The sequence below is a fragment of the Chryseobacterium sp. MYb264 genome (assembly GCF_035974275.1).
GTDB lineage: Bacteria > Bacteroidota > Bacteroidia > Flavobacteriales > Weeksellaceae > Chryseobacterium.
This window is the reverse complement of sequence record NZ_CP142422.1, coordinates 4169626-4193681: the sequence shown is the minus strand read 5'-3', so window position 1 is coordinate 4193681 and position 24056 is coordinate 4169626. Positions and strand designations below refer to the sequence as shown.

Here is a 24056-nt window from a genome sequence, read left to right as displayed (position 1 = left end):
TAAACTTCGGATAATTAAAACTAAATCAAATAATATATATTAGAGACTATGTATTTAGTCTTTAATTTCAACGAGAGTTAATGAAGAAAAAATTTCCCAATTACATTCAGCCGGATTCCAAAGACTGTGGACCTACCTGCCTTAGAATTGTAAGTAAATATTATAAAAGAAGCATTTCTTTACAACAGATCCGAAATCTTTCGGAGACTACGAGAGAAGGAAGCAGCCTGCTGGGTTTAAGTGATGCTGCCGAAGATCTTGGTTACCGTTCTCTGGGGGTTCAGATTGATTTTAATACCCTGAAAGAAGAAGTTCCGTTACCTTGTGTGGTTCACTGGAACAAAAATCACTTTGTGGTTGTTTATGATATCGATAAAAATGAAAAAGTATACATTTCAGACCCAAGCTATGGTTTAATCACTTACACCAAAGAAGAATTTATCAAATTCTGGATCGGTGAAAATGCCAATGAAAATACAGAAGAAGGTATTGCTCTGATTTTAGAGACCACTCCGGCATTTTTCCAGACAGAATTTGAAGAAGAACAAAGCAAAGCCAGCTTTTCTTTTCTGTCTAAATATTTACTGAAATATAAAAATCTAGTTATTCAGCTGGCAGTCGGTCTTTTGGGAGGAAGTTTACTATCCCTGATATTCCCTTTCCTTACCCAAAGTATTGTCGATGTCGGCATTCAGAATCAGGATCTCAATTTCATTTATCTTGTTCTGGCAGCTCAAATTATGCTTTTCCTTGGAAGAATGGGAATTGAAATGATCCGAAGCTGGATCTTGCTGCATCTTTCCGCAAGAATCAATATTTCCATTATTTCGGATTTCTTTATTAAATTAATGAAGCTTCCGATCAGCTTTTTTGACACAAGAATGACGGGTGATATCATGCAGAGAATTAATGATCACCATAGAATTGAACAGCTTCTGACGAGTTCTTCGCTGAATACGCTTTTCTCTCTGGTGAATCTGATTATTTTCAGCATCGTATTACTTTTTTATGATTATCAGCTTTTCATTGTTTACTTTGTAGGCGCTGCCTTATACATCGGGTGGATTACTTTTTTCCTTAAAAAAAGAAAGGAACTGGATTATAAAAGATTTTCACAGGTTTCCCAAGAGCAAAGTAAGGTGATTGAACTGATCAACGGAATGCAGGAGATCAAAATGCACAATGCCGAAAAGCAAAAACGCTGGGATTGGGAGTTTCTACAGGTAAAATTATTTAAGCTCAGGATAAAATCTCTTTCCCTTGAACAATGGCAGTCTGTGGGAGGAAACTTTATCAACCAGATGAAAGATATCCTGGTGAGTTTTCTTTCTGCTAAACTGGTACTAAGCGGAAATTTAACACTGGGGATGATGTTATCTGTACAGTATATTATCGGGCAGCTTAATGCCCCTTTGCTACAGCTGATCGATTTCATTAAACAGACTCAGGATGCTAAAATTTCACTTGAAAGACTGGGCGAAATTCATGATAAAGAGGATGAGGAAAATAAAGATGAGCAATATGCACACGAAGTTCCTGAAAAAGATATTGAGATCAGCAATATGTCATTCCGTTATATAGGTTCTGATGTACCGGTATTTGAAAATTTAAGTTTAAATATTCCTTATCAAAAAACAACAGCCATCGTAGGAGCCAGCGGAAGTGGAAAAACAACGCTTCTAAAGCTTTTGATGAAGTTTTATGAGCCTAACGAAGGTGATATTAAAATCGGGCATACCAAACTGAGCAGTGTTTCCCCAAGATTCTGGAGAGACCATTGTGGTGTGGTGATGCAGGAAGGTTATGTTTTCAATGATACCATTGCCAACAATATCGCCATTGGAGAAGATTACATCGACAAAACAAAGCTTAGAAAGGCGGTTGAAATAGCCAATATTAAAGATTTTGTGGAAAGTTTACCGTTAAGCTATAACACGAAGATCGGAAATGAAGGAGTTGGTGTAAGTGGCGGCCAGAAGCAGAGACTTTTTATTGCAAGAGCCGTGTATAAATCTCCGGAATATATTTTCTTCGATGAAGCAACTTCTGCTCTGGATGCCAACAACGAAAAGATCATTATGGAAAATCTGGAACAGTTTTTCAAAGGTAAAACGGCCGTGGTTATTGCGCACCGCCTTTCAACGGTAAAACATGCAGACAAGATCATCGTACTGGATAAAGGAAATGTGGTGGAAGAAGGAAATCATGCGGAATTGGTAGCGCTAAAAGGTGAATATTACAGACTCGTAAAAAATCAGTTAGAACTTGGAAACTAGATAGAATCACAATATAGCGGAAACCGAAAAGCTTAAAGAGTAGGTAACAAATTGAAATTTTTATTACTATGAAAAATTTAAAAAAACTAACAAGAGAAACATTAAAATCAGTAAAAGGTAACGGACGAGGCTCAGGAATTGGATCTGGAGCCTGCCAGGAATATTTGCCAATGGATCCTCCAATGCCAGGACAGCCATTTGACTGCTCATGCAACCAATTGAGATTTTGTCCTAAATATGGAACATGTATCCACATGAATGACTATACGTCAGAAATGTGTGAGTCAGAATTCTAAAACTGACAGATATGGACTGCTCAAAAAATGTAAAAGAAGGAAATCTATTTACCATTTCGACTTCATAAAAGTGGTTTTGAGATACCGCCAACAGATGGAAGAAGTACACTGTGGCAGCTATTCAGATCAGAGCAAAAAAATACCTTAAGAAGTAAATTATAACCATTAAACAAGTTAAGCCTTCGAAGGGAGGTTTAACTTTTATAATAATGTCAAAAGATATATTAGACAATATAGAACTTCGTTCTGAAAGTGTTCAGGACATTCTTACCCAGCCACCCCATTGGATGATCCGCTGGGGAAACACCCTCATTTTTATTATTCTTCTCCTGATTCTGGTCATGAGCTACATTATTAAGTATCCTGAATTTATTCCGGCGCCTGTTATTGTCACCTCTCAGAATCCTCCTGAAAAAATTGAAGCCAGAAACAATTTAAAGATTGAAAAAATACTGATTAAAGATCATCAGAATGTAAAAAAAGACCAGGTATTAATGGTATTGCAATCTACAGCCAATTATAAAGATGTTTTAGAGCTCAAAAAATATGTGGATGCCATGACCCCCAATAATCTTTCCTCATTTCCAGTCCACGAAATTTCACATTATAAGCTGGGAGAACTTCAGGGAGATTATAATAATTTTGCCAAAGCATTTCAGGATGAACAACTTTTCACACGATTACAACCCTATGCTCCTGAAAATCTTGCAGCAAACCAAAGCATATCTGAATATAGAGGCAGAATTATCACTTTAAAACAACAGAAAAATCTTGAACAGGCCAAATATGACCTGACCCGAAAAAATTACCAGCGTTCTCAGGAACTTTTCAATCAGGGAATTATTGCGGCTGTGGAAATGGAAAATGAAAAGATTAAATATCTTCAGGCTCAGCAAAATCTGGAAAATATCAATATTTCATTATCTCAGATGGAAGAAGCCATCTCTAATTTTAATAAAACCAAAAGTGGAGCAGCCATCAACACGGAGAAAGATAAAATCACCTACTCTTCCCAGACCCTTCAGCTTTTTGAACAGTTACGAAAATCCTTAAACCAATGGGAACAGAATTATCTTATCATTTCTTCCACCGATGGAATGGCCAGCTTTCAGCAATTTTTTGGTGAAAATCAATTTATAAAAATGGGTGATGCGATTGTTTCTATCCTTCCAAAAAATAAAGATAAATTGGTGGGAAGAATGTCTGTACCTGCGGCAAACTCAGGTAAAATCAGACAAGGAGAAAAAGTATTGATCAAACTCGATAATTATCGCTTTCAGGAATATGGAATTGTAGAGGGAAAAGTTCAGAACATCTCTCTTTCTCCCGACAAAGACGGAAATTATTATGTTGATATTACTCTTCCAAAAGGACTGAGGACATCCTACAATAAAAATCTCATTTTTGACAAAGAACTTCGCGGAAGTGCTGAAATTGTCACCGAAGATCTTCGACTGATTGAAAGATTTTTTTATCAAATCAGAAAATTATTAGGCTATCAAAGCTAAGACAATTTATAAACAGAGCCCGCAATTTATACCGCGGGCTCTTTCAATTGAGCTAAAATGAATCATTATCTGCTACGCTTAATTTTTAAAAAGATGAAGCTGTAATCTGTCACAAATTGGGATTTCCCAAATCGGATACATTTTTATGACAATCCATATATTCCATGATGTATTTTAATTTTATAGAAGAATTAAAATATTATTTAAGTAATTGGATCACGCTTAAAACTTGGGGAGAAATTGTTTAAATGTATTTTTTGCCACGAATGCATGAATATTTTGGATCAGTATCAAAACTTTGGGAGAAATTGTTTAGATGTATTTTTTGCCACGAATGCACGAATATTTTTATTTCCCACAGATCGCAGATTTTCAGATGCTGCTGTTTCTGTTGGTTTTTCGCAGAGACGCAAAGATTTTTTTTAATACTTGATGTTTTTAAGGCGCAAGGATTTTATCAAAGATAAAATTGAGGGCAGTATATTATGGCCACGAATGCACGAATTTTTTTATATCCCACAGATCGCCCAGATGATATCGTTGTTTTTCTTTGTTTAAGCTTTGCGGTCTTTTATCAGTAGAACGGTTTGGTGAGACTTAAAACAGGAGTTGTCAAAAAAAATGGGTTGGCTTCGTGTTCACTATGTAAAGTACAAGGAAAAGAATCTGCGTCATTCGCAAAATCTGCGAGAGCAAAAAATTTCATCTTACATTCTCTAAACTTTTTGCCTAGTCCACTTTTTGCTTAGCCCCCAAATTTTGCGCCTGATCCCTGATCCAAGAAAATCAAAGAATATATAAAAACAAAAAAACCGAAACAAATGTTTCGGTTTTTATCGCTATTGTAGCGAAGACGGGAATTGAACCCGTGACCTCAGGGTTATGAATCCTGCGCTCTAACCAACTGAGCTACCTCGCCGTTTTGGTGGTGCAAATATAGAAAATATATTTGAACCTCCAAAATTATTTTAACTTAAAATATTCTAAAACATCACCAACATGATCTGGTCTACTGATTATCTTGTTGTTAGCATCTAAAATAAAATACGTCGGAGTTGCATGAACATTGTAGGTTTCAGTATAAGTACTGTTCCAGCCTCTTAGTTCTGAATCATTGATCCATGGAAATGCTGCAATTTTCTTTGAATACGAATCTTTGTCCGCATCTAATGATAATCCTATAATCTGAATATTCTTCGCTTTTAAATCATTATACTTTTCCAATAGCTTAGGCAGCTCATTCTCACAGTGAGAACATGTGGAGGACCAAAAGACAATCACTTTTTTGTCTGCCTTTACATCATAGATTGATTTCGCTGTTGTATTGACAGGAGACTGAAATTTATTATTAGGGAAGGTTGCTCCTATTTCTACATTCGCGTTAGATTTTAATGTAGAGGCCAACCTGTCGGTAATAGTACATTTTAGATTTTTAGCCAGACTAAGATACTTATCTTTTAAATCTTTCATTTCATAAACATCAAAAATATCGATGAGTTCAGAAAGTACAGTTTGCCCTCTGGGAGTTTCCACTTTTAATGTATCTAATAGACGGTCAACTGAACCGGCTACATTAGCATTACCACCTCCATTTAAATAAGCAACCAAAATAGGTCTCAATAGAGACGAACTTTCAAGCATATCATTCGACTTGTCTATAAAGTTAATAAAATCATCCTGAGAAACCTTCTTAGAGGGGTCATTTCCGATAAATTTACTATAATTGGTGTTGTAGTATGAAATAAAGGGATGCTGAGCAGGATCGATAGCATTAGACACTCCTGAAAGCCTGTCGATTTCAGTTTTTAAAGCTTTTCCGAATTCAGTATCATCCTTATAATACTCTTTAATCTGTGATAAAGCAGGCAGAATTACCTCTTTCTTCTGTGAGCCTTCCTGTTGCTTACTCATCAGATTATTGGCTTCATCCTGGTAGATAATATTGCTTATTTTATTGTTCTTGGCCTCAAGCTTTATATTTACATTTTTATTTTCTGAAATAAAGCTGAATGTATTATTCGATCCGGGGAAATATACTTTCATCATCCCCGAGTAGGTATTTGGATATTTAAACGTTAACTGCCCGTTCTTCACTTTTTCCGTGGAAGCGATAATGTCTCTTGAACCATTTAAGCTATATAAAATAGCATCCTGACTGTTAAAATCTGAGGGTGTCTGAACCGAAACCGTGAACTGTGCCTGTATAGAAAGTGCAGCCACAACTGCAGATAATACAAAAATCTTTTTCATAGAGTAAAAATAAAAAAACTCTCTGACTAAATCAGAGAGTTTTCTATATTTTAATAAAAATTTTATATTTTTTGAGTTCTGTACTTTTTTGCAAAATATAAAGTCAGCAATACCGCTACAGCACCTAATACATAAACGTACATATCAATTGGAGAGGCTGGAACCCCAGGTCCTGTACCTCCACCCCCACCTCCGGGCTGCGGTAATTGTGCGTTGACCGACAATACCAATAAAAAGAAAAAAGCGTATACTAGTCTATTTATAGTCTTTTTCATATTTGTTATTTTAAGATTTTAGTGTTAACAGTTTCTCCTTTATCAGAAACAATTTTTACAACATAAGAAGCTTTGATTGCCTTACTCAATTCAATCACAAAATCCGTAGATGCATCCACTGCTTTTTTAGAAATAACCAGTTTACCGCTCATATCATAAACTTCGATATCTGCCTTTTTCCAGTTAGGGTCAAATCGAACAACATAATCAGTGATTTCAGGATTGTAAACAACCATTGTTCTTGAAGGTTTAGTTGCTTCAACAGGTTTTGTCGCCAGTACTCTATCCGGTTCCCCGTAATAAAGATCAGCTTCTCCTGTGGTTGCAGGGAATACATCTCCCTGTTTGATTTCCTGAACAGTGCCATTCTGCGCTTTGTAGAAGAAACCTATCCCTGATGATAATGCGTGAACTCCCGGGTCGATGAGATTCGCATTTTCTCTCACTTCAAATTTATATGACTTGATTTTATTAAGATCATAATTAGCTAACTTAATATTTTTACCTTTGAAGTTACTTTCATTAGCTTCATTAATGTATAGCCAATATTGTCCTGCGTAGTTATAGTCATAACCTCCTGACGGGGCTTCTTCAAATGTACCGATAACGTTTGCCGATACTGCAGAAACCTGAGATTTAGCAGCAGTAGAGTGTCCTGTAGTTGCATTTGGATAAACCACATAATACGTTCTTCCCACTTCTTTTCCGTTGGCATCAAGACCTATAACACCCAACTGCTTTACAGAATTATTGCTTCCGTTTTTAGCAGCCGCTACGTTATAATCTGTTCCATCGGTTCTTGGCGTATAATTAAATCTTCTTAAATTACCGATATTAAGAGTTGCATCAGCACCTGTAGCCGTATTATCGTTTAATTTAACAACAAAAGTTCCCATAGGTCTTACCAAAGTATATTCCACATCACCAATTGGCTCACCTCCGGCAAAAGAAATGAATTTATATGATGTAGATCCTGTACCCTGAGCATTAGTAACAACATCTACCACATCTACTCTAACCCCCTTAATGGTAGTCAGGTTATTTCCGTCTCCAACTCCTGATTCAACAAAAGCAATTTTAGATAAATCAAGGTTAGTTAGGTAAGGGTTGGCATATTGATAAATATTTTTACCATAAGTACCTGACCATGCTCCCCCTGGACTATCCCATCCATCCTGAAGGTAAGTGTTATACTTCTCATTATACTGATTAACATTGTTACCATTAGTACCAAAAGTAACATTAGAACCGGCATTCGTTAATAAAACGGAAGGAGATTCGTCACTTACAGGACGTCCTTTTACAATTTTCGTAGTGGTTAAGTCAAGCGAGTTCCCTCCCAACATATAATATGCTGTACCTGGGTTACCCACCCCTAACTTAGTGGTAATCGGAACATTTTGAGAGACAACAGTCGCATTATTCCAACTTAAAATTTCATTTTTCGAGTTTCTGACATTTGTAAATGTCTTCCCTAGTTCGGTACTTAATGTAGAGGCGGTCTTATCGTAAAATGGCAGACCTATCTGCTGATAAGAACCGTGATTGGTCGCTCTCAGTTCCTGATCAACAATCCCTGTAATATTATTTTGAGGAATTCCTGCGATATAAAGCTGACCATAGGTATAATTATTTGAAACACCTGCGCTAGAATAAGCATCAGGTTCATTCAGTCTGTTGACAAAATTAGCCGTTACAGACCCTTCTGGCTTATCGGTACCGCCAGTAGTAATCGTTTTAAAAGAATCGGTAGTAGAACCGCTCACCATAATATTCCCATGGTTTTCGATTACTCCGTTTCCTCTCATCTGTAAGCCTCCGCCGTTATAAACCAGCGTTCCCTTGCTTACATACGTAGTAGCAGCGTCATCTACGTGTAATAGAACATTCTGCGCCTGAACAGAACCAATAGCTGCTAACAAACCAATAGCAAATAAACTTTTTCTCATTGTATGTAATTATTTGTGTGTTAATACAATCTTCATCCGCAAAGATAGTTTTTTTTTTTAAAACAAAAAAATAATTTTATTTATTAACAAAAATATTATCTTCAGTTAATATAATTTTTTTCTCTTCTCCTATTGAAAACATATAGTCTTCAAGCACCTTTTCCGTGGTTCCACGTAACCCTCTGGCACCTAAACCTTTTTCAATAGTCTCATCAACAATTTTCGCAACAGCACCATCTGTAAACTCCAAAGTGGCACCATCCATCTTAAAAAGCTCCACAAATTGATTGACAATTGAATTTTTAGGCTCCTTCATGATTCTGATCATCGTCTCCTTTGTGAGTTTATCGAGATAAGTGATGATTGGAAATCTTCCCAAAAGTTCGGGAATTAATCCGAAAGAACGAAGATCGATCGCATTAAGATTTGTTAATACATAGTCATCTTCTTCTACTTTGTTAATCTTTTCCGCGCTGAAGCCTATGGCCTGCTTATTCATTCTTCGTTCGATGATCTCTTTAATCCCGTCGAAAGCACCACCGGCAATAAATAATATATTCTGGGTATTTACCTGAATGTATTTCTGATCAGGATGCTTTCTTCCCCCCTGCGGCGGAACATTGACGATACTTCCTTCCAATAGTTTCAGTAATCCCTGCTGAACTCCTTCTCCAGAAACGTCTCTCGTAATGCTCGGATTGTCTGATTTTCTTGCAATTTTGTCGATCTCATCTATAAACACAATCCCTTTTTCAGCTTTTTCGACATCATAATCTGCAACCATTAAAAGCCTGGACAGAATGCTTTCCACGTCCTCTCCTACATAGCCGGCTTCCGTAAGGATAGTTGCATCCACAATACAGAAAGGGACGTTAAGTTCTTTGGCAATTGTTTTAGCCAATAATGTTTTTCCGGTTCCTGTTTCACCGATCATTATAATATTGGATTTCTCCAGTTCCACTTCTCTGTTTTCATCTTTAGCATGAAGCAATCTTTTATAATGGTTATAAACCGCAATAGAAAGTTGCTTTTTCGCCTGATCCTGCCCAATGACATATTGATCCAGGAATTCTTTAATTTCTTTAGGTTTCTTTAGCTCATCGATATTTTCAGCTGGTGAAAATCCGTTTTTAGACATCGAGTCCTTTACAATCATGTGGGCCTGCTCAATACAATTTTCACAAATAAAACCAGTCTGACCAGAAATCAACATCTGTACTTCATTTCTTTTTCTTCCGCAGAAAGAACATTGGTTTGAATTCATTTTTTATATAATATATATAACGTATATGATTAAAGAAACTCGTAAAAGATATTTTTTACGAGTTTCTGTATTTTTTAAGAATTAATAATTGAGTTCTGAATCTCGGTGTATTCTTCACTCGTTAATTGCAGTCTTTCATTTCTAAAATTCATATCCTCCATTTTATTTAAAGGAATCAGATGAATATGGGCGTGAGGAACTTCCAGTCCTACAACTGCAACTCCCACTCTTATACAGGGAATTGCATTTTTAACCTTTTTGGCAACTTCCTGGGTAAAACCCCAAAGGTTTTTATATTCCTCGCTGTCAAGATCAAAAATTAAATCTATTTCTTTTTTAGGCACTACTAGCGTATGTCCTTTTACCAGAGGCATTGCGTCCAGAAATGCAATAAAATTTTCGTCTTCAGCGATCTTATACGAGGGTATTTCACCGTTAATGATCTTTGTGAATATCGTACTCATTGTTATCTAATAGATTTAGTTCAGAAATTTGATGCCTCCCGGCGCCGGTTATAACGTAATATCCAGTACCTCGAAAGACAGTTTATTGCCGTTAGGCAGTGTAATATCTGCAGTTTCACCTACCGCTTTTCCTAAAAGTCCTTTAGCAATCGGGGTATTCACTGAAATTTTCCCTGTTTTAAGGTCACTTTCATTATCAGGTACAAGGGTAAATACCTGTTCCTGCTTTGTGGCATTATTTTTAAGTTTAACCGTTGTAAGGATAGAAACTTTTGAAGTATCCAGCTGACTTTCATCTATGATTTTGGAAGTAGAAATAACATCTTTCAGCTTGGAAATTCTCATTTCAAGCATCCCCTGAGCCTCTTTAGCCGCATCATATTCAGCATTTTCAGACAAATCACCTTTGTCTCTGGCTTCTGCGATTTGCTGGGTAATCTTTGGTCTTTCCACAGTTTCTAACTGTTCCAGCTCAGCTTTCATTTTCTCTAATCCCTCCTTTGTTACATAGCTTGCCATAATTTTCAAAATTTAGTTTTAGTATAAAAAAATAATCCGACATTTGCCGGACAATGTTTTCGTGTTGTAATCGTTTAATTTTTACAAATATATAAAAATTTAAATTCAAATGAAAAAAACTTTTTCAATATTACTTATAATCACTTCATTGATTTTCAGTGGATTACCAATAAACTCTTGTGGCAGCAGAGAAGATACGGTAAGCTGTTTTCCAAGCTCTCCCATTAATGTTACCTTAAATCTAAATCTTCCTGCATATTTCAGTCTTACGCAGGTCGGTGGCTGGGTATATATCAACGAACAGCAATCAGGAACGAGAGGACTGATCATTGTAAGGGCATCAGGAAATAACTTTAAAGTCTATGACCGAAATGCTCCCCATATCTGCCCTGATACCAATACCACGCTTGAGGTGAAAGATAATATCAGTATCCTTTGCCCTAAAGATAATACAAGATGGATCTTATTGACCGGACAGCCTTCGGAGGGAAGCGCAACAAGTCTTCCTCCGAAAACCTACCCTTTCAATTATGATTCCGGGAGTAATGTCCTAAATATTTATTACTAAAACGATGAAGATTGTTATCCAAAGAGTCTCGCAATCCAGCGTTCAGGTAGACGGAAAAATAGTGGGAGAAATCGGAAAAGGATTAATGCTTTTAATCGGAATCGATGAAAATGATACAAAAGCAGATGCAGATTGGCTTGTTCAGAAAGTATTAAATCTAAGAATTTTCGGAGATGAAGAGGGAAAGCTTAATCTCTCAATCAAGGATATTTTCGGCGAAATACTTTGTATCAGCCAATTTACATTGATTGCAGATTATAAAAAAGGAAATCGCCCTTCTTTTATTAAAGCAGCCAGACCCGATCAGGCGATTCCTCTTTTTGAATATTTTAAAGAAGAAATTTCAAAATCGGGTATCAAAACAGAAAGTGGTATTTTTGGGGCAGACATGAAAGTTTCATTAGTAAACGATGGCCCAGTAACGATCGTGATGGATTCCATTACAAAAGCTTAAATTTACAACAGATTATAATTAATTCAGAAAATGAAAAAAACCTTCATTACTTTAGTTCTTTTAACAGGAGCTAACTTCGCATTTGCCCAAACGGCAAATTATACTGATGAGCAGAAAGCATCTTATTATATCGGTCTTGATATTGCTCAAAATCTAAAAAGACAAGGCTTCCCAGTAGATGCCAACCTTTTGTCTCAGGCAATACAAGATGAATTTGCAGGTAAAGCAGCCGCTCTCCCGAAAGAAGAAATGGGATCCTTCTTACAGGGTTTCATGCAGAAACAGGCAGAGAAAAAGCAAGCCGAAGCAAAATTACAGGCAGAAGAGAACAAGAAAAAAGGAACTGAGTTTTTAGCTAAAAATAAGCAAAATAAAAAAATTGTAACAACAGCCAGCGGTTTACAGTATGAAGTTTTAAAAGAAGGCGACAAAAAAGCGAAACCTACGGCGGCAAGTACAGCTACGGTTATCTATACTGGAAAATTAATGGACGGAACTGTATTTGACTCTACCGAAAAACAAGGCGGAAAGCCCATTGAACTTAGTCTTTCAGGCGTTATCAAGGGATGGACAGAAGGGATACAGCTAATGAGCAAAGGCGCACAATACAGATTTTATATTCCGGCAGATCTTGCCTACGTTGACAATGGTGCGGGCGGGGTAATTCCTCCGGGCGCCACTCTCATCTTCGATATAGAGCTGGTAGATTTTAAATAATTGCCGTTGAATAAAATAAAGAGAGGACATCCAATGTAGATTCCTCTCTCTATTTTACACGATCTCATTCACCTTATCAGGGATTTTTCAAGCTTCTAACGAATATTCTTAGCATTCCACGCCAAAAAGCTCTTCATAGCAAGCAATACAATGATAATCAATGTCATGAATATTAATTTCTGATATAGTTTCTTCTTTCATCATCATTTCTGTTTTTAAGAAGAATCCATCCCGACTTTTTGATCAGCTTCCCGGTAATCCGATTTTCCCATGATGCAATATACCAGTAAGTTGCTGTAGGGATAACTCTTCCCAGAAATTTACCGTCCCAAACAGCATTTTGGGGAGTTGCTTTAAAAATCTGCATTCCGTAACGGTCAAATATCGTAGCAGAAAAATGATTGAATTGGGAAAGCCCTTCAAAGCTTATCACATCATTATATCCATCTCCGTTGGGAGTAATTGCATTGGGCATAAAAAAGGTATAATAGTTGACGTAAGCGTCACAGAGTGTTCTGACGTTTCTTACCCTGATCTCGTATTCGGTATTTTTATGGATATTGTAAAAAATATTGGATTCCTGCCAGGTCACACCACCATCAACAGAAAACTCCAGAGGAATATTTTCGTTATTTTTCACAATAATTTTGAAAGAATCTTTTTCATAGATTACATCGAGAACATCGGGCACTTTTGTAAAGCTTACGGTCGCAGCATAGATTTTGGAACATACCCCGTTACTAATTGTTACCGTATAAGTCCCCGGTGTCGTAACGTTGATTGTTCTCGTAGATTCCCCTGTACTCCAGGCATACGAGTAATTAGGTCCTGATCCCGCATCCAGCGTTCCTTTTTGTCCTTCGCAGATAATGATATTGTGGAGTGAAGACTCAATTGCCGGAACTACAGTTATGGTAAGAGTTGCCTGAGCAACACATCCGTTTTCTCCGGTTCCTGTCACCGTGTAGGTCGTGGTGTGTTCCGGCGCAACGGTCTGCGAGTTTCCTCCTCCTGTCAATCCTGCCCAACTGTAAGTAAGCGCTCCCGAAGCCGTAAGTGTGACCGAGCTGCCTTTACAGATAATAAGTTCTGTGGCTGTAAGAGCCACAGAAGGCGGAACAGTATCTTCAAGCACCGTTACCGAACTTTGCTTTACACATCCCATAGGTGTCCCGCTGTAAATGGTTAAAGTATAAACCCCACCCTTATCCACCGTAGGAGTAAGAGTATCCCCACCTGACACAATATTCCCACCTCCGGTTGCCGTCCATTGAAAGGTAGCTCCGGGCTGATATACAGAGCCGCTGGCATCAAGAACGACACTTGTCACCCAACAGGTAATCGCCTCGACGGGCGGAACGATATTAACAACAATCAAAAGATCCATTTCTACAGTAACCGATTCTTCATACTGGCATCCAAGAGGAGTTGTTACCGTAACAGCATACGTTCCGGGCGATGTTACGGTAAGCGTATTGCCTACGGTACCATTATTCCATACATATGTATTTCCGGCTCCCGTTGTGACAGCTGTTAAAACAGTTGAATTTCCCTCACAGAACATAAGGTTTCCGTTAATCTGAAGATGAGGATTTTCATCTTTGAGAATTGTTACAGACACCTCATTACTTTCGCACCATCCGTTATTGTTAATCAAAGAGTAAGTACCTCCGGTGTTGACACTGATAGACTGGGTGGTTTCACCCGTTGACCACATATTTCCTGTAGGAAAATTAGAAGTCAGGGTAATGGGAACATCATGACAAATCACCATCGATGAAGCAGTGATACTGGCTACCGGTTTCACATTCACGATAAGCTCCAATTTGGCAATACTGTAACACGTTGAAGATTGAACGCGTACATATACTGTCATATTCCCCGAAGAAAACAGTGTCGGATCAGGGATAGAATTATTATTTCCTGCATTCGCATCGACAGCATTTTCATAATATGTAAAGCTTATTCCCGGCGTAACAGAGATAGCACTTTGCGCTGAAGTTAAGTCAAAGATTGCTGTTGCTGTATCTGAGCACATGCTCAAAACGGAATCCTGCACAATCGGATTAGCATTTACCGTTAATTCAAGTTCTGCAATACTGAAGCATTCGTCAAGAGAGACCCGGACATACACAGTACCGCCGGAGGAGAGGTATGCCACAGGGTTGGTGATTTCACCGGTATTTCCCGCCATAGCATCGGAGAGCGATTCATAATAGGCAAAGACTGCTCCAGGCGTGTTTGAAATAGCCCCTTCTGCAGTCGTTAAATCAAATACAGCCGTTGCTGTATCAGAACACAGACTCAAACCGGCATTCTGAACAAGGGGATTAGGGTGAACGGTCAACATTAATTCTGCAATACTAAAACAGTCCCCTACAGAGACACGTACATAGATGGTTTTCCCCGTGGAAAGGTAATAAGAAGGGTTAGTAATTTCACCGGTATTTCCTGCAGTGGCATCAGCTAGCGATTCAAAATAAGCAAAGACAGCTCCTGAAGTGGCAGAAATAGCTCCTTCAGCAGATGTCAAATCAAATGTTCCCGTTGCCGTGTCTGAACATAGGCTCAAACCGCTATTATGAACAACTGGAGTAGGATTTACGGTTAATACCAGTTCAGCGATACTGAAACATGCCCCTAAAGATACGCGAACATATACCGTCTTATCGGGAGCAGAATAAACAGAAGGGTTAGTTATCTCATTTCCGTTACCGGCAGTTGCATCGGCTAATGTTTCATAATATGTTAAGGAAGCTGCTGAGTTTGGCGAAATAGAAGCCGCAGCTGCCGTTAAATCAAAAATCCCTGTGGTCGTATCGGAGCAGGTACTCAGAGTACTGTTATGAACAACGGGGTTAGGATGAACAATCAGGGCAAGCTCAGCAATACTGAAACATTGCCCCAGAGAGACAAGGGCATATACCGTCTTAGCCGCTGAAATAAAGTCAGTAGGATTGCCAATGACATTCGCATTCCCGGCCGTTGCATCAGAAAGTGATTCATAATAGGTAAAAACGGCTCCCGGAGTCGTTGAGATAGCACTTTCGGCTGAGGTAAGATCAAAAACCCCGGCTGTTGAGTCCGAGCACACACTGAGACTTGAATTATGAACAGCAGGATTCGGGTGAACATTCAGCTTGAGCTCTGCCCTATTTGAACATCCTCCTACAGATACACGAACATATAAAGTCTTATCCGGAGAAAGGTAAGCTCCGGGAGCTGTAATAAAATTACTGTTTCCTAAATCTGCATCTGCCGACGATTCATAATACGTAAAAACCGCTCCGGGGGAGCTGGAGATGGCAGACTGTGCAGAGGTAAGATCAAAAATCCCGGTATCCGTATCCGAACAAAGATCCAGGAATGCGTTTTGTACGATGGGTGTTTTAGAAACATTCAGATGCAGAGTTACCTGCTCACAATCAGTATATTCAGGGTCATCACCACAGAATTTATAAATGATTGTTTCCGGACCTATATATCCGGGTGATGGAATATATACTATTATTCCTGTCGCAGGATCTACTGTCGCCACACCATGAGCAGGTCCGGTAATGATGCTGACACTTCCCGGAACGGGGGCTTGTGCAGAATGGGTAAACTTTGGAATGATGGTTAGCTTATCGTCACACAAATCCTCATCTCTCTGAACCTCATCAAGACAGCTGAAGACTTTATATCCCGCGGTTATTTTAGGTGCACATTGGCCCACCGTAATTCGTACGGTATAATTTCCGGACTGCACAGGCGCATAGACGTTTGAAGTAGCTCCGGGAATGGCTACCCCATTAACATACCATTGGTAGGTATCATAGCTGTCATCCACTTCAAGAACAATTCCTGGTACACACTCTCCTGCTTTCTTCATAATGACAGGCACAGAAGAAAAACCGGCAAAATAGCCACCATAACCTGCTGTACTGTATCCTCCGTTAATCCCTGCCGTTACAGCTCTGTCTGACGTAATCGTCGTATTCCCGCTCACATTAGGAACAGAATATGTCACCCAATCCGTCGTTCCCTGCACAGGGTAAGGGCCTTGCGCCGCAGTGGGTGACACGCCGTTAACCTTTACACTCGCGCCAGACTGGGTCAGAATGTTAAGCCTTACAGAAATAGAACCAATACCCGGCATTTCATTGATTCTGCCAATCTCATCCATTTTCCTTGGTAAAAAACAATCCAAAGGCGGAATGAGATTGTATCCACCGGTATTTCCTGCTGAGCCAACTCCCACCAACTGATAGAGGTAGACGTTTTTACTTGTTCTTACATACATATTAAAATGCCCTCCGCCCTGATTTACATATGCAGAGGCCAGTATCCTGTAATATTGTCCCTTATTAAGAGTAGCGACCGGAGCAGAACTGTTATTCAGGAAGATCTGCGTATTATTTTCAGTGGCAACGATAATTCCTCCATCCATATTGTACTGACTTGTAGACCCACTTTTCACCATGGCAAAACGACTTCCCAAACGCTCTGTAGGAACCGACTGATCCATAATAAGATCACTACCATCAGCACCAGGTGAAGTAGCATAAAAACCATTGGAATTACCATTGGTTACGGTAACGGGTTTATCCGCTATGATCTCAGCCCCTATAAATCCGTCCCTGTTAGCGGCTATATTAGCAATACCCGCCAGGGTATAAGACTGTCCTTTATTAAGAACAACTGTAAATGATGGTGGCGTGGAAGAAGTATTAATAAAACGTACATTCGGATTGTAACCTGAGATCCTCACCGTCGTATTATTTTCAGTAGCCAGAATTCCCGTGGTGAAGTTATTGGCATTTGAAAAAAAAGTAGCAGGTGACGCAGCCGCAAAAAAATGAGTTCCGATTCCTGCCTTCCCCTTTGACGTTATAATCTCACCATGACTTCCGGATGCCACTCTGAGGGTCAGAAAATAAGGTTTATCCCCTTTGGTATACAACCCCTTCACCGATATTATTGTTGCTTCAGAGGCGATCGTACTTTTAATGTAAGCCGCAGCCACATTAAATATTTTAGGATTTCCTTTACTGATCATCACACTTCCAATCTGTGTAGTATGGCTATAAATTTTAACTTCAAAGGGAGTTGTAGAATCTGTGGAAAAATACAATGCGTGGCTGTAAGCACTTCCCGAACTGTCATAGTAAGGTGCAATCCAATGATCGGTATCCCTTTGCGCAGAGACGCGCACTGATGAAAAAATCATCAGAAGCAGCAAAAACAAATTTTTCTTCATTTACTGGGGGGGGGTATATATAAGTTGATTTCCTTTAAGAAAGCCTCGGCGGAAGGGAGAAATAATAGAAAATGATGGTTAGGAATTACCTTTTCCCCCTGTATGTTTTCGCTCTACAAGTTCATTGAAACGTTGCGCAAAACTATACAAATGCATTAAGAGCAACTGTACTACATTTGTACGTCAGCACAGTAATAATCTAGCAATCATATATTTAAAAAAAAGAAAGAAGTATATCTTTAGTAGCCCGAAAAAAAGAGGAAAAAACTGCTGGTTCCCCTACTGCTCCGCACAAAAGTTCACAGTCCCCATTACTCCTCTTATTTTTCAATCCCCCTGTACCATGTATCGTATTGCTATTTTAGGGTGAATTCATAAAAGAACCACCTGGCCGGGGATATACTGATCTGTTATCTGAGAAGGGGCAGGTAGCTAACTAAAAGAGGCCATCCCATTTTGGGACAGCCTCTTTCTCTTAAATAAACTTTTATAAAAAACTATTTTGCAGGAATACTGCTAAAATTAAGTGCAATTTTTAAATTCATATCCGAGCTGGTCTGATTTTTCAGTTCATACACCGTTCTTACTGTAAGTCCTGAACTTTTAACCACAGAATCCAGAAATCCGGTGTCATTAAGATCAAGGTTTAAGCTTGATGAATTAGAAGAAATATTAGCTCTTGATGCTACCAGTCTTTCCCCTGTTCCACTGGATGACACATATACTTTTACTGATTTTAAAGCACTTAAGTTGCCCCCGGAAGGAGAAATAACACTTATTTTTGCATCTGAAATTCTGACATCTTTAATCTGTGCATTATTATTTCCGCCAAACCACGTCTGAACATTGGAAGCGGTAGCGGTAGAAGACACTTCTTTATCAGCAGGAACTCCTGTAGAGACTAAGACATTTGCGGTATAAGGAAAAGTATTTTGTACCAGAGACTGCACTGTACCACAGCTCACAAGAGCTGCAGAAGCAACCATAGCGGTCAAAAATATATTTTTCATAATATTTAAATTTAATAAAAAGTACTTTGCAGAAATTGTACCAAATTGTGTAAGATTATACCATTTTATCTTTGTAATTTCCTTTAAATTACTCAGCCCTTTCAGGGTTATAATAGCATTGAATATTTATACATCGGTTTTCACCCGACGCTACTGGTATTTAACCCTTTCGGGGTTTTTAAGGTAAATTCAAAAAGAAAGCAGTATTATTCAACACTTACCGTGAAACTTCCTGTCGTTTTTCCGGAAGCCATATTGCTTTTTCCGATAATAAGCCATACCTCTCCTTTTCCCTTTACGTCATAAGTAATATCCCTGCTGAATGGCCCATCATAATCCCCGTTCGGCAGCTTTATCTGGTTGAAACGAATATTAAAATCTTTTTCCTTAGTGATAATAGATGCCTTTATGGTCGGTTTATTATAATCCGTAATTTTAAGTACCAGCTCCTGACCGTCTTTTGTAAATTGCTCACCCAGCTTGAAAGGCAGCTGCTCTGCATCGGCTGTTCTTATGATCTGTCCTTCTTTTTCATTTCTCATGACCCCTTTTTTTAAGACTTCCTTGGTCACAGGAGCATTGTTTATTATCGAATCTTTTTTTCTAATCGCTACAGAATCAAGCCCTGAATCCGGATTTTTCTGTTCAGAAACAGCTACAGAATCCTGACTTGGATTTTCCGTAACAGGAGCATCCTTTTTACATGAAATGATCAAGAGTGGAATGAGTAATAAGATTTTTTTCATACTAATTAATTTTAAGTTTCAACATTGTAACTCACAGGAGAACCTTAATACCAAAATTGTTCCATTAGCCCACAAACCGTCCTTCTATTGCAGATTGATGAGAGAAATCATTACTTTCACCTTCTTTTTAGGCAAAATCCTGTTAACAACGGATAAAATTCATCAAATTCATTATTTCACGGTTTGATAATAGATTGTTTTTGAAAGAAAACTTTCTTTTTTATGTGGCTCAACCCTCTGTAAAATTTCTTTTCTCAACTTTTCATCATGCTTCTCTTCAGCATACTCTAAAAGCTGCTTTTTATTGAAAAAGAATTCTTTGGTATGATAATTTAAGTCAAAATCCTTTCGTTCGATATTATAAGAGGTGATCATTCCGCCCCAATTGAAATAGCTCATCAATAAAAGAGTTCCATAAAAATACCACATCATCGTATTGAACAAATAGGCATTTTTTTTCTGCTTTTGAATTTTGATAAATGTAAGAATTAGACCAATTAATGATAATAAAAGGAAAGCATAGACCCCGACTCTTTTATAGGTCATTCCATAATTAATAATGTACTCTGTATTTTTTGCCATCGCGGAGAAAACTAACACAGCATTGAGAATCATCCATACTTTAGCTAATATTTTCATTACACCTGCTTTGGGATCAAAATTGAAATTAGATTTAAAATAAAACATAATTACCAGAATTGCCATTATAATGGAACCGATCACGGCTCCTACTCTTTCGTGCGTTTCCTCAGACAGTTGATTCGGGGTTTTGCTTACTTCATAAAACTGTTCATAATTAAAAGTAATGATGAAAAATATCAACAAAATATTCAATGAAAGAAAAGTAATAACGCCACTCATTCTTTCCGAATCCAAATCAAGGAAAGAATAGGTCGGCTTCTGAATTTTATCTTTCTCCTGAAAATGATTATCCAAAAGGTGGTTTTGTTTATAAATATATTTTTCAACGACGTAACTCCAATAATTAAAGGCGATGAAAAATCCTATTGCTGAAAGGCAGATGATTTCCCAAAGATTAAGATCAAATTCATAATCTCTGAAAAGACTTGCAAAATGGTCACTACCTGCCGAATAAATTCCGAAGAAAATAATTAACATAAGGGAAGGTATCAGAATAGAAGCCAAAATTTTCTGCCATATTCCCGACATATTTCGTTTCGGAAGCCAATCATCAAAACTGAAAAACCGACAGATAAAAGTACAGAAATTGGTAATAAAAACAGGAATCAGCAATAACGGTTTCATTCTTCTGTTTTTAGACATAAAAGATAGCAAGAGTAGCGAAAATACAACCGCCAAAAATGAAGGGAAATCACCGTACCAAGCAAATGCGATACATGAAAGCATACTTGTTGTGAACAAAGTAAGAAAAGTTCGGGTTCTGTTTTTCTCTGAAGTCCGGTACAGTGTGAAGCAGGCGTACACTACGCCAAGAATTCCGAGATTAAGCCCTACATTTTCCTCGTAAAACAGTACGGTGAACAATAATGTGGTAAGAAATATATAGTGATGTGTTTTCATGTTTTTTTGTTTAAAAGATGAAGAGATTTACGTTTTAATATAAAACGGGGGATTGTTTTTTTTGGATAAAATCTTTCACATGCTCGAAATTCTGCCAAAGCAGAGCTTCAAAATCCATGTGGTAAAATGGTCTCATATTTTGTCCTTTCCGATAGGCTTTAATATACATTCTCGAATATTCAGGCAGGATAATAATCCCTAACACAATAGCCGCGAGCAAATGGGCATTAAGTTTTCCGTTTCCCAATAGCAGAAACTGCATCGCGATCTCGTCTTCAAAGTTGGTTCCACAATCTGTCAGCAAATGATGAACGTCATGATTTTCCATTTTGGGGATCATCGTAAAGCCATGCTTTTCGTAAAATTCGCCCAGTTTTCGACCTAAAGAATCTTTATGAAATTCCAGCAATTGCTTTTCATTGAACCGCCATTGCCTTGTCTTTTTTTTGAAATATTTTCTGTACAATCTTTGAGTTTTTTCGTAAACGAACAGTAAAAATTTGATGCGTATTTTTTTCATCGTTTATTATTTAAATTGTTACTATACTCATTCCTATTACTATATATATGATGGCAATCGGTATATTTAGTAACATTATTCCCGCGGATTTTAAGCAAATATCAAGTTTCGACTTATTAAAAATTCCATAAATAGTTAATAGTAAAACGACCGCAAGATTGATAATGCTTCCCCATCCTACAACGCAAAGGCCAGCTTCAACGAAAAAAGCATTTCTTGTAAAAACATATCCAAAAAGACATATGTTTCCGAGTACAAATGAAGTCCAGAAGAAAGTTCTTCCCGTAATTAGTATTGTTTTGTTATTCATCGTTTGTTATTTTTAATTGTTAATGAAACAGCTATATAAAAGTGAAATAGGAATGTTTATAATAAGTATCGACGCAGACTTTATACAAGTCAATAATTTAGATTGGCAAAAAAATCCATAAATTATCAGTCCACAGAAGACAATAATGTTCATTAATGCAAACAGACATAAAATCACTCCTCCAAAAATTGCAAACTCCACCATTTTTTCTGAGTATAAACTAAAAAACAAAATACTTCCTAGTAAAAATGAAAATCCAAACACTGATTTTCCAATATTTAAAATACTTTTATCACTCATCATGCTTGTGTTAAAGTAAAAACTGTAATTTCCGGACGCACCATAAACCGAACCTGAAAAGAATGCCCTAAAGCACGATTGATATAGAGCATTCTTCCATCATTCAGATTTATTTCACCGGAAACATATTTTCTATTTTTCACCGGAAGGATGGGCGTAATAATTCCGGGAATCCGGCATTGTCCTCCGTGTGTATGACCGCTGAGAATCCATCCCTGATAACCATTCCAGACATCTATATCACAAACATCGGGATTGTGACAAAGCACAATATTGGCAAGAGAAGGATCATACTCTTTCATTACTTCCATCGGATTGAAATTTGGAGACCACAAATCTTCAAAACCGATAAAATTTAATCCATGACTTTCCTGTTGTCTGTTATTCAGCATGGTAACGCCGTGATTTTCTAATATCTCACAGGTCTTTTCTGAAGATTTTATATTTTCCCATCTAGCTCCGTAATCGTGATTTCCTAAGATTCCAAACGTGGCTAATTTTCCGTGAACCGCATATTGCATCACTTTTTCCAGATGAAGATGATCTTCCGCACTTCCGTGATTAACGAAATCTCCGGTATAGACCACAAAATCAGGATTGAAACTTTTTGCTTTCCGGAAAGAATCAATCAGAAAATTCCAGTCGAAGCGATTTCCGACGTGGAGATCTGAAATCTGCATCAGAATTTTTCCTTCCAATTCGTCTGGTAAGTTTTTAATGGGCAGTTTTCTTTCCACAAACTCCAGCCAAAAGGGTTCTATCTTCCAGGAATACAAAAGCGGAAAAGCACCGATCACCGAAAGCTGAAAAAGCCGTTTTAAAAATGTTTTTCTATTCATTTCAACTCATTTAAAACAAATAACTTTGAATTACAAAGTAAAAATTCAAAAAAATTTATCTTTTATTTTCCTAATAATTTTTCAAGTGCATTCAGGTGTTCTGTAAACGCTTCACGCCCACTTTGAGTCACCCTATAGGATGTTCTTGGCTTTTTGCCTACAAACTCTTTCTTCACTTCAATATAGCCCACTTTTTCCAAAGCATTGCTGTGACTTGCCAAATTACCATCTGTAATTTCCAGTAAACCTTTCATTTCTGAGAAATCAACCCAGTCGTTCACCATAAGAACGGACATAATGCCCAATCTTACACGGCTTTCAAATTCTTTGTTGAGTTGATTTATATTGATCATTTCTATATTTAGTTTACTATTTAAAAATTCAATTTACCAAACAATTATCATTTTAAGTAAGCATAAAGATGCTATAGCAATAAGGATTGAAAATATTCCAACTACTATAAACCAAAGTCCTGCAAGCTTATTATATTTTGCAGAGTAAAAATCATAAGCTTTAATCATACTTAACTTTTTAACTGACTTTGAAATCATTAGCTCTTTTTGACTATTAAAATTTCCAACCTCATCTGTCAATGTATTATAAGAAAAATACTTTCCCGATAATGTCTCACCAAAAATTTCATTTCCATGCTCCTGAATTTTTGATACCTCTGAAATTAATAGCATACCATCTTCTTTGGCAATATAACACTGTTCAGGCAAATCAATCAATAATAATTGACGATTATTTTCTAAAGGGACATACCAACAATCCCCTATTCCCATATCAATTTTCTTATATCCAGCTACTATTGATGAACAAAAAAATCCACAAATATATAATGCGTAAAATCCAACAAACGGAGCACTAAATGCAAACACCGCTTTACGTACCTGTCTTTCTTTACTAATAATAAATGTGATAACAACTCCTATAACTGCAATAATGATACTTACAATAAATATTGCAATGAGATGTATTAAAATTACAAGTCCAGCCCCCATATTCTG

The 24056-nt window shown here is 37.5% G+C and carries 20 protein-coding genes and 1 tRNA gene; 6 read left to right on the top strand and 15 right to left on the bottom strand.

The features are described from left to right. The first annotated feature begins 80 nt into the window (after positions 1-80). The 3 genes from VUJ46_RS18305 to VUJ46_RS18295 all read left to right on the top strand — a co-directional run bounded on the left by VUJ46_RS18305 (position 81) and on the right by VUJ46_RS18295 (position 4080). Positions 81-2276, top strand: coding sequence for a peptidase domain-containing ABC transporter (locus VUJ46_RS18305; protein WP_326982140.1), 2196 nt, complete (start codon positions 81-83; stop codon positions 2274-2276). Positions 2277-2344: 68 nt separating this feature from the next. Further along, positions 2345-2572 (top strand): bacteriocin-like protein, encoded by a 228-nt coding sequence (locus tag VUJ46_RS18300; RefSeq protein ID WP_326982139.1) that lies wholly within the window; start codon positions 2345-2347, stop codon positions 2570-2572. 209 nt (positions 2573-2781) lie between these two features. After that, positions 2782-4080, top strand: coding sequence for an HlyD family secretion protein (locus tag VUJ46_RS18295; RefSeq protein ID WP_326982138.1), 1299 nt, complete (start codon positions 2782-2784; stop codon positions 4078-4080). A gap of 845 nt (positions 4081-4925) precedes the next feature. Here VUJ46_RS18295 and VUJ46_RS18290 read toward each other — a convergent pair. From VUJ46_RS18290 to greA, 7 genes are all read right to left on the bottom strand, one after another. Continuing rightward, positions 4926-4999 (bottom strand) — tRNA-Met (locus tag VUJ46_RS18290). 44 nt (positions 5000-5043) lie between these two features. After that, positions 5044-6330, bottom strand: a complete 1287-nt coding sequence (locus VUJ46_RS18285) for a TlpA family protein disulfide reductase (protein ID WP_326982137.1) — start codon at positions 6328-6330, stop codon at positions 5044-5046. A 62-nt stretch (positions 6331-6392) separates the two neighbouring features. After that, the gene (locus VUJ46_RS18280; protein WP_326982136.1) at positions 6393-6605 is read right to left on the bottom strand and encodes a signal peptidase; all 213 of its coding nucleotides are present in this window, start codon (positions 6603-6605) and stop codon (positions 6393-6395) included. A 5-nt stretch (positions 6606-6610) separates the two neighbouring features. Beyond that, on the bottom strand, positions 6611-8554 hold the full coding sequence (locus VUJ46_RS18275) for a T9SS type A sorting domain-containing protein (protein WP_326982135.1): 1944 nt from the start codon (positions 8552-8554) through the stop codon (positions 6611-6613). Positions 8555-8630: 76 nt separating this feature from the next. After that, on the bottom strand, positions 8631-9818 hold the full coding sequence (gene clpX / locus VUJ46_RS18270) for an ATP-dependent Clp protease ATP-binding subunit ClpX (RefSeq protein WP_326982134.1): 1188 nt from the start codon (positions 9816-9818) through the stop codon (positions 8631-8633). Positions 9819-9892: 74 nt separating this feature from the next. Continuing rightward, on the bottom strand, positions 9893-10282 hold the full coding sequence (locus tag VUJ46_RS18265) for an HIT family protein (protein ID WP_326982133.1): 390 nt from the start codon (positions 10280-10282) through the stop codon (positions 9893-9895). A gap of 48 nt (positions 10283-10330) precedes the next feature. Next, on the bottom strand, positions 10331-10801 hold the full coding sequence (gene greA / locus VUJ46_RS18260; protein WP_326982132.1) for a transcription elongation factor GreA: 471 nt from the start codon (positions 10799-10801) through the stop codon (positions 10331-10333). Between the two features lie 109 nt (positions 10802-10910). On the opposite strand from greA, the gene VUJ46_RS18255 reads away from it, so the two are divergent. Genes VUJ46_RS18255 through VUJ46_RS18245 form a run of 3 tightly spaced genes read left to right on the top strand, consistent with a single transcriptional unit; the run spans position 10911 to position 12540 of the window. Continuing rightward, positions 10911-11369 carry a hypothetical protein gene (locus VUJ46_RS18255; RefSeq protein WP_326982131.1) on the top strand — a complete coding sequence of 153 codons (459 nt, stop codon included), beginning with the start codon at positions 10911-10913 and terminating at the stop codon, positions 11367-11369. A 4-nt stretch (positions 11370-11373) separates the two neighbouring features. Then, complete coding sequence (gene dtd / locus VUJ46_RS18250; protein ID WP_326982130.1) at positions 11374-11823, top strand: D-aminoacyl-tRNA deacylase; 450 nt, start codon at positions 11374-11376, stop codon at positions 11821-11823. A gap of 30 nt (positions 11824-11853) precedes the next feature. Continuing rightward, a complete protein-coding gene (locus tag VUJ46_RS18245; protein WP_326982129.1) occupies positions 11854-12540 on the top strand; it encodes an FKBP-type peptidyl-prolyl cis-trans isomerase in 687 nt (228 codons plus the stop codon). A gap of 172 nt (positions 12541-12712) precedes the next feature. Here VUJ46_RS18245 and VUJ46_RS18240 read toward each other — a convergent pair whose 3' ends face one another. The 8 genes from VUJ46_RS18240 to VUJ46_RS18205 all read right to left on the bottom strand — a co-directional run bounded on the left by VUJ46_RS18240 (position 12713) and on the right by VUJ46_RS18205 (position 24050). Then, a complete protein-coding gene (locus tag VUJ46_RS18240) occupies positions 12713-17779 on the bottom strand; it encodes a T9SS type B sorting domain-containing protein (RefSeq protein ID WP_326982128.1) in 5067 nt (1688 codons plus the stop codon). A gap of 497 nt (positions 17780-18276) precedes the next feature. Continuing rightward, the gene (locus tag VUJ46_RS18235) at positions 18277-18789 is read right to left on the bottom strand and encodes a hypothetical protein (RefSeq protein ID WP_326982127.1); all 513 of its coding nucleotides are present in this window, start codon (positions 18787-18789) and stop codon (positions 18277-18279) included. Between the two features lie 206 nt (positions 18790-18995). Continuing rightward, positions 18996-19535, bottom strand: coding sequence for a hypothetical protein (locus tag VUJ46_RS18230; RefSeq protein ID WP_326982126.1), 540 nt, complete (start codon positions 19533-19535; stop codon positions 18996-18998). 171 nt (positions 19536-19706) lie between these two features. Continuing rightward, positions 19707-21077, bottom strand: a complete 1371-nt coding sequence (locus VUJ46_RS18225; RefSeq protein ID WP_326982125.1) for a DUF4153 domain-containing protein — start codon at positions 21075-21077, stop codon at positions 19707-19709. A 34-nt stretch (positions 21078-21111) separates the two neighbouring features. After that, positions 21112-21597: a Coq4 family protein gene (locus VUJ46_RS18220; RefSeq protein ID WP_326982124.1), complete on the bottom strand. Its 486-nt coding sequence runs from the start codon at positions 21595-21597 to the stop codon at positions 21112-21114. 609 nt (positions 21598-22206) lie between these two features. Further along, entirely contained in the window at positions 22207-23046 is an 840-nt protein-coding gene (locus VUJ46_RS18215) for a metallophosphoesterase (RefSeq protein ID WP_326982123.1), read from the bottom strand. 62 nt (positions 23047-23108) lie between these two features. After that, entirely contained in the window at positions 23109-23399 is a 291-nt protein-coding gene (locus VUJ46_RS18210; protein WP_267405928.1) for a winged helix-turn-helix domain-containing protein, read from the bottom strand. A 33-nt stretch (positions 23400-23432) separates the two neighbouring features. Further along, positions 23433-24050, bottom strand: a complete 618-nt coding sequence (locus VUJ46_RS18205) for a hypothetical protein (protein ID WP_326982122.1) — start codon at positions 24048-24050, stop codon at positions 23433-23435. Positions 24051-24056 lie beyond the last annotated feature (6 nt).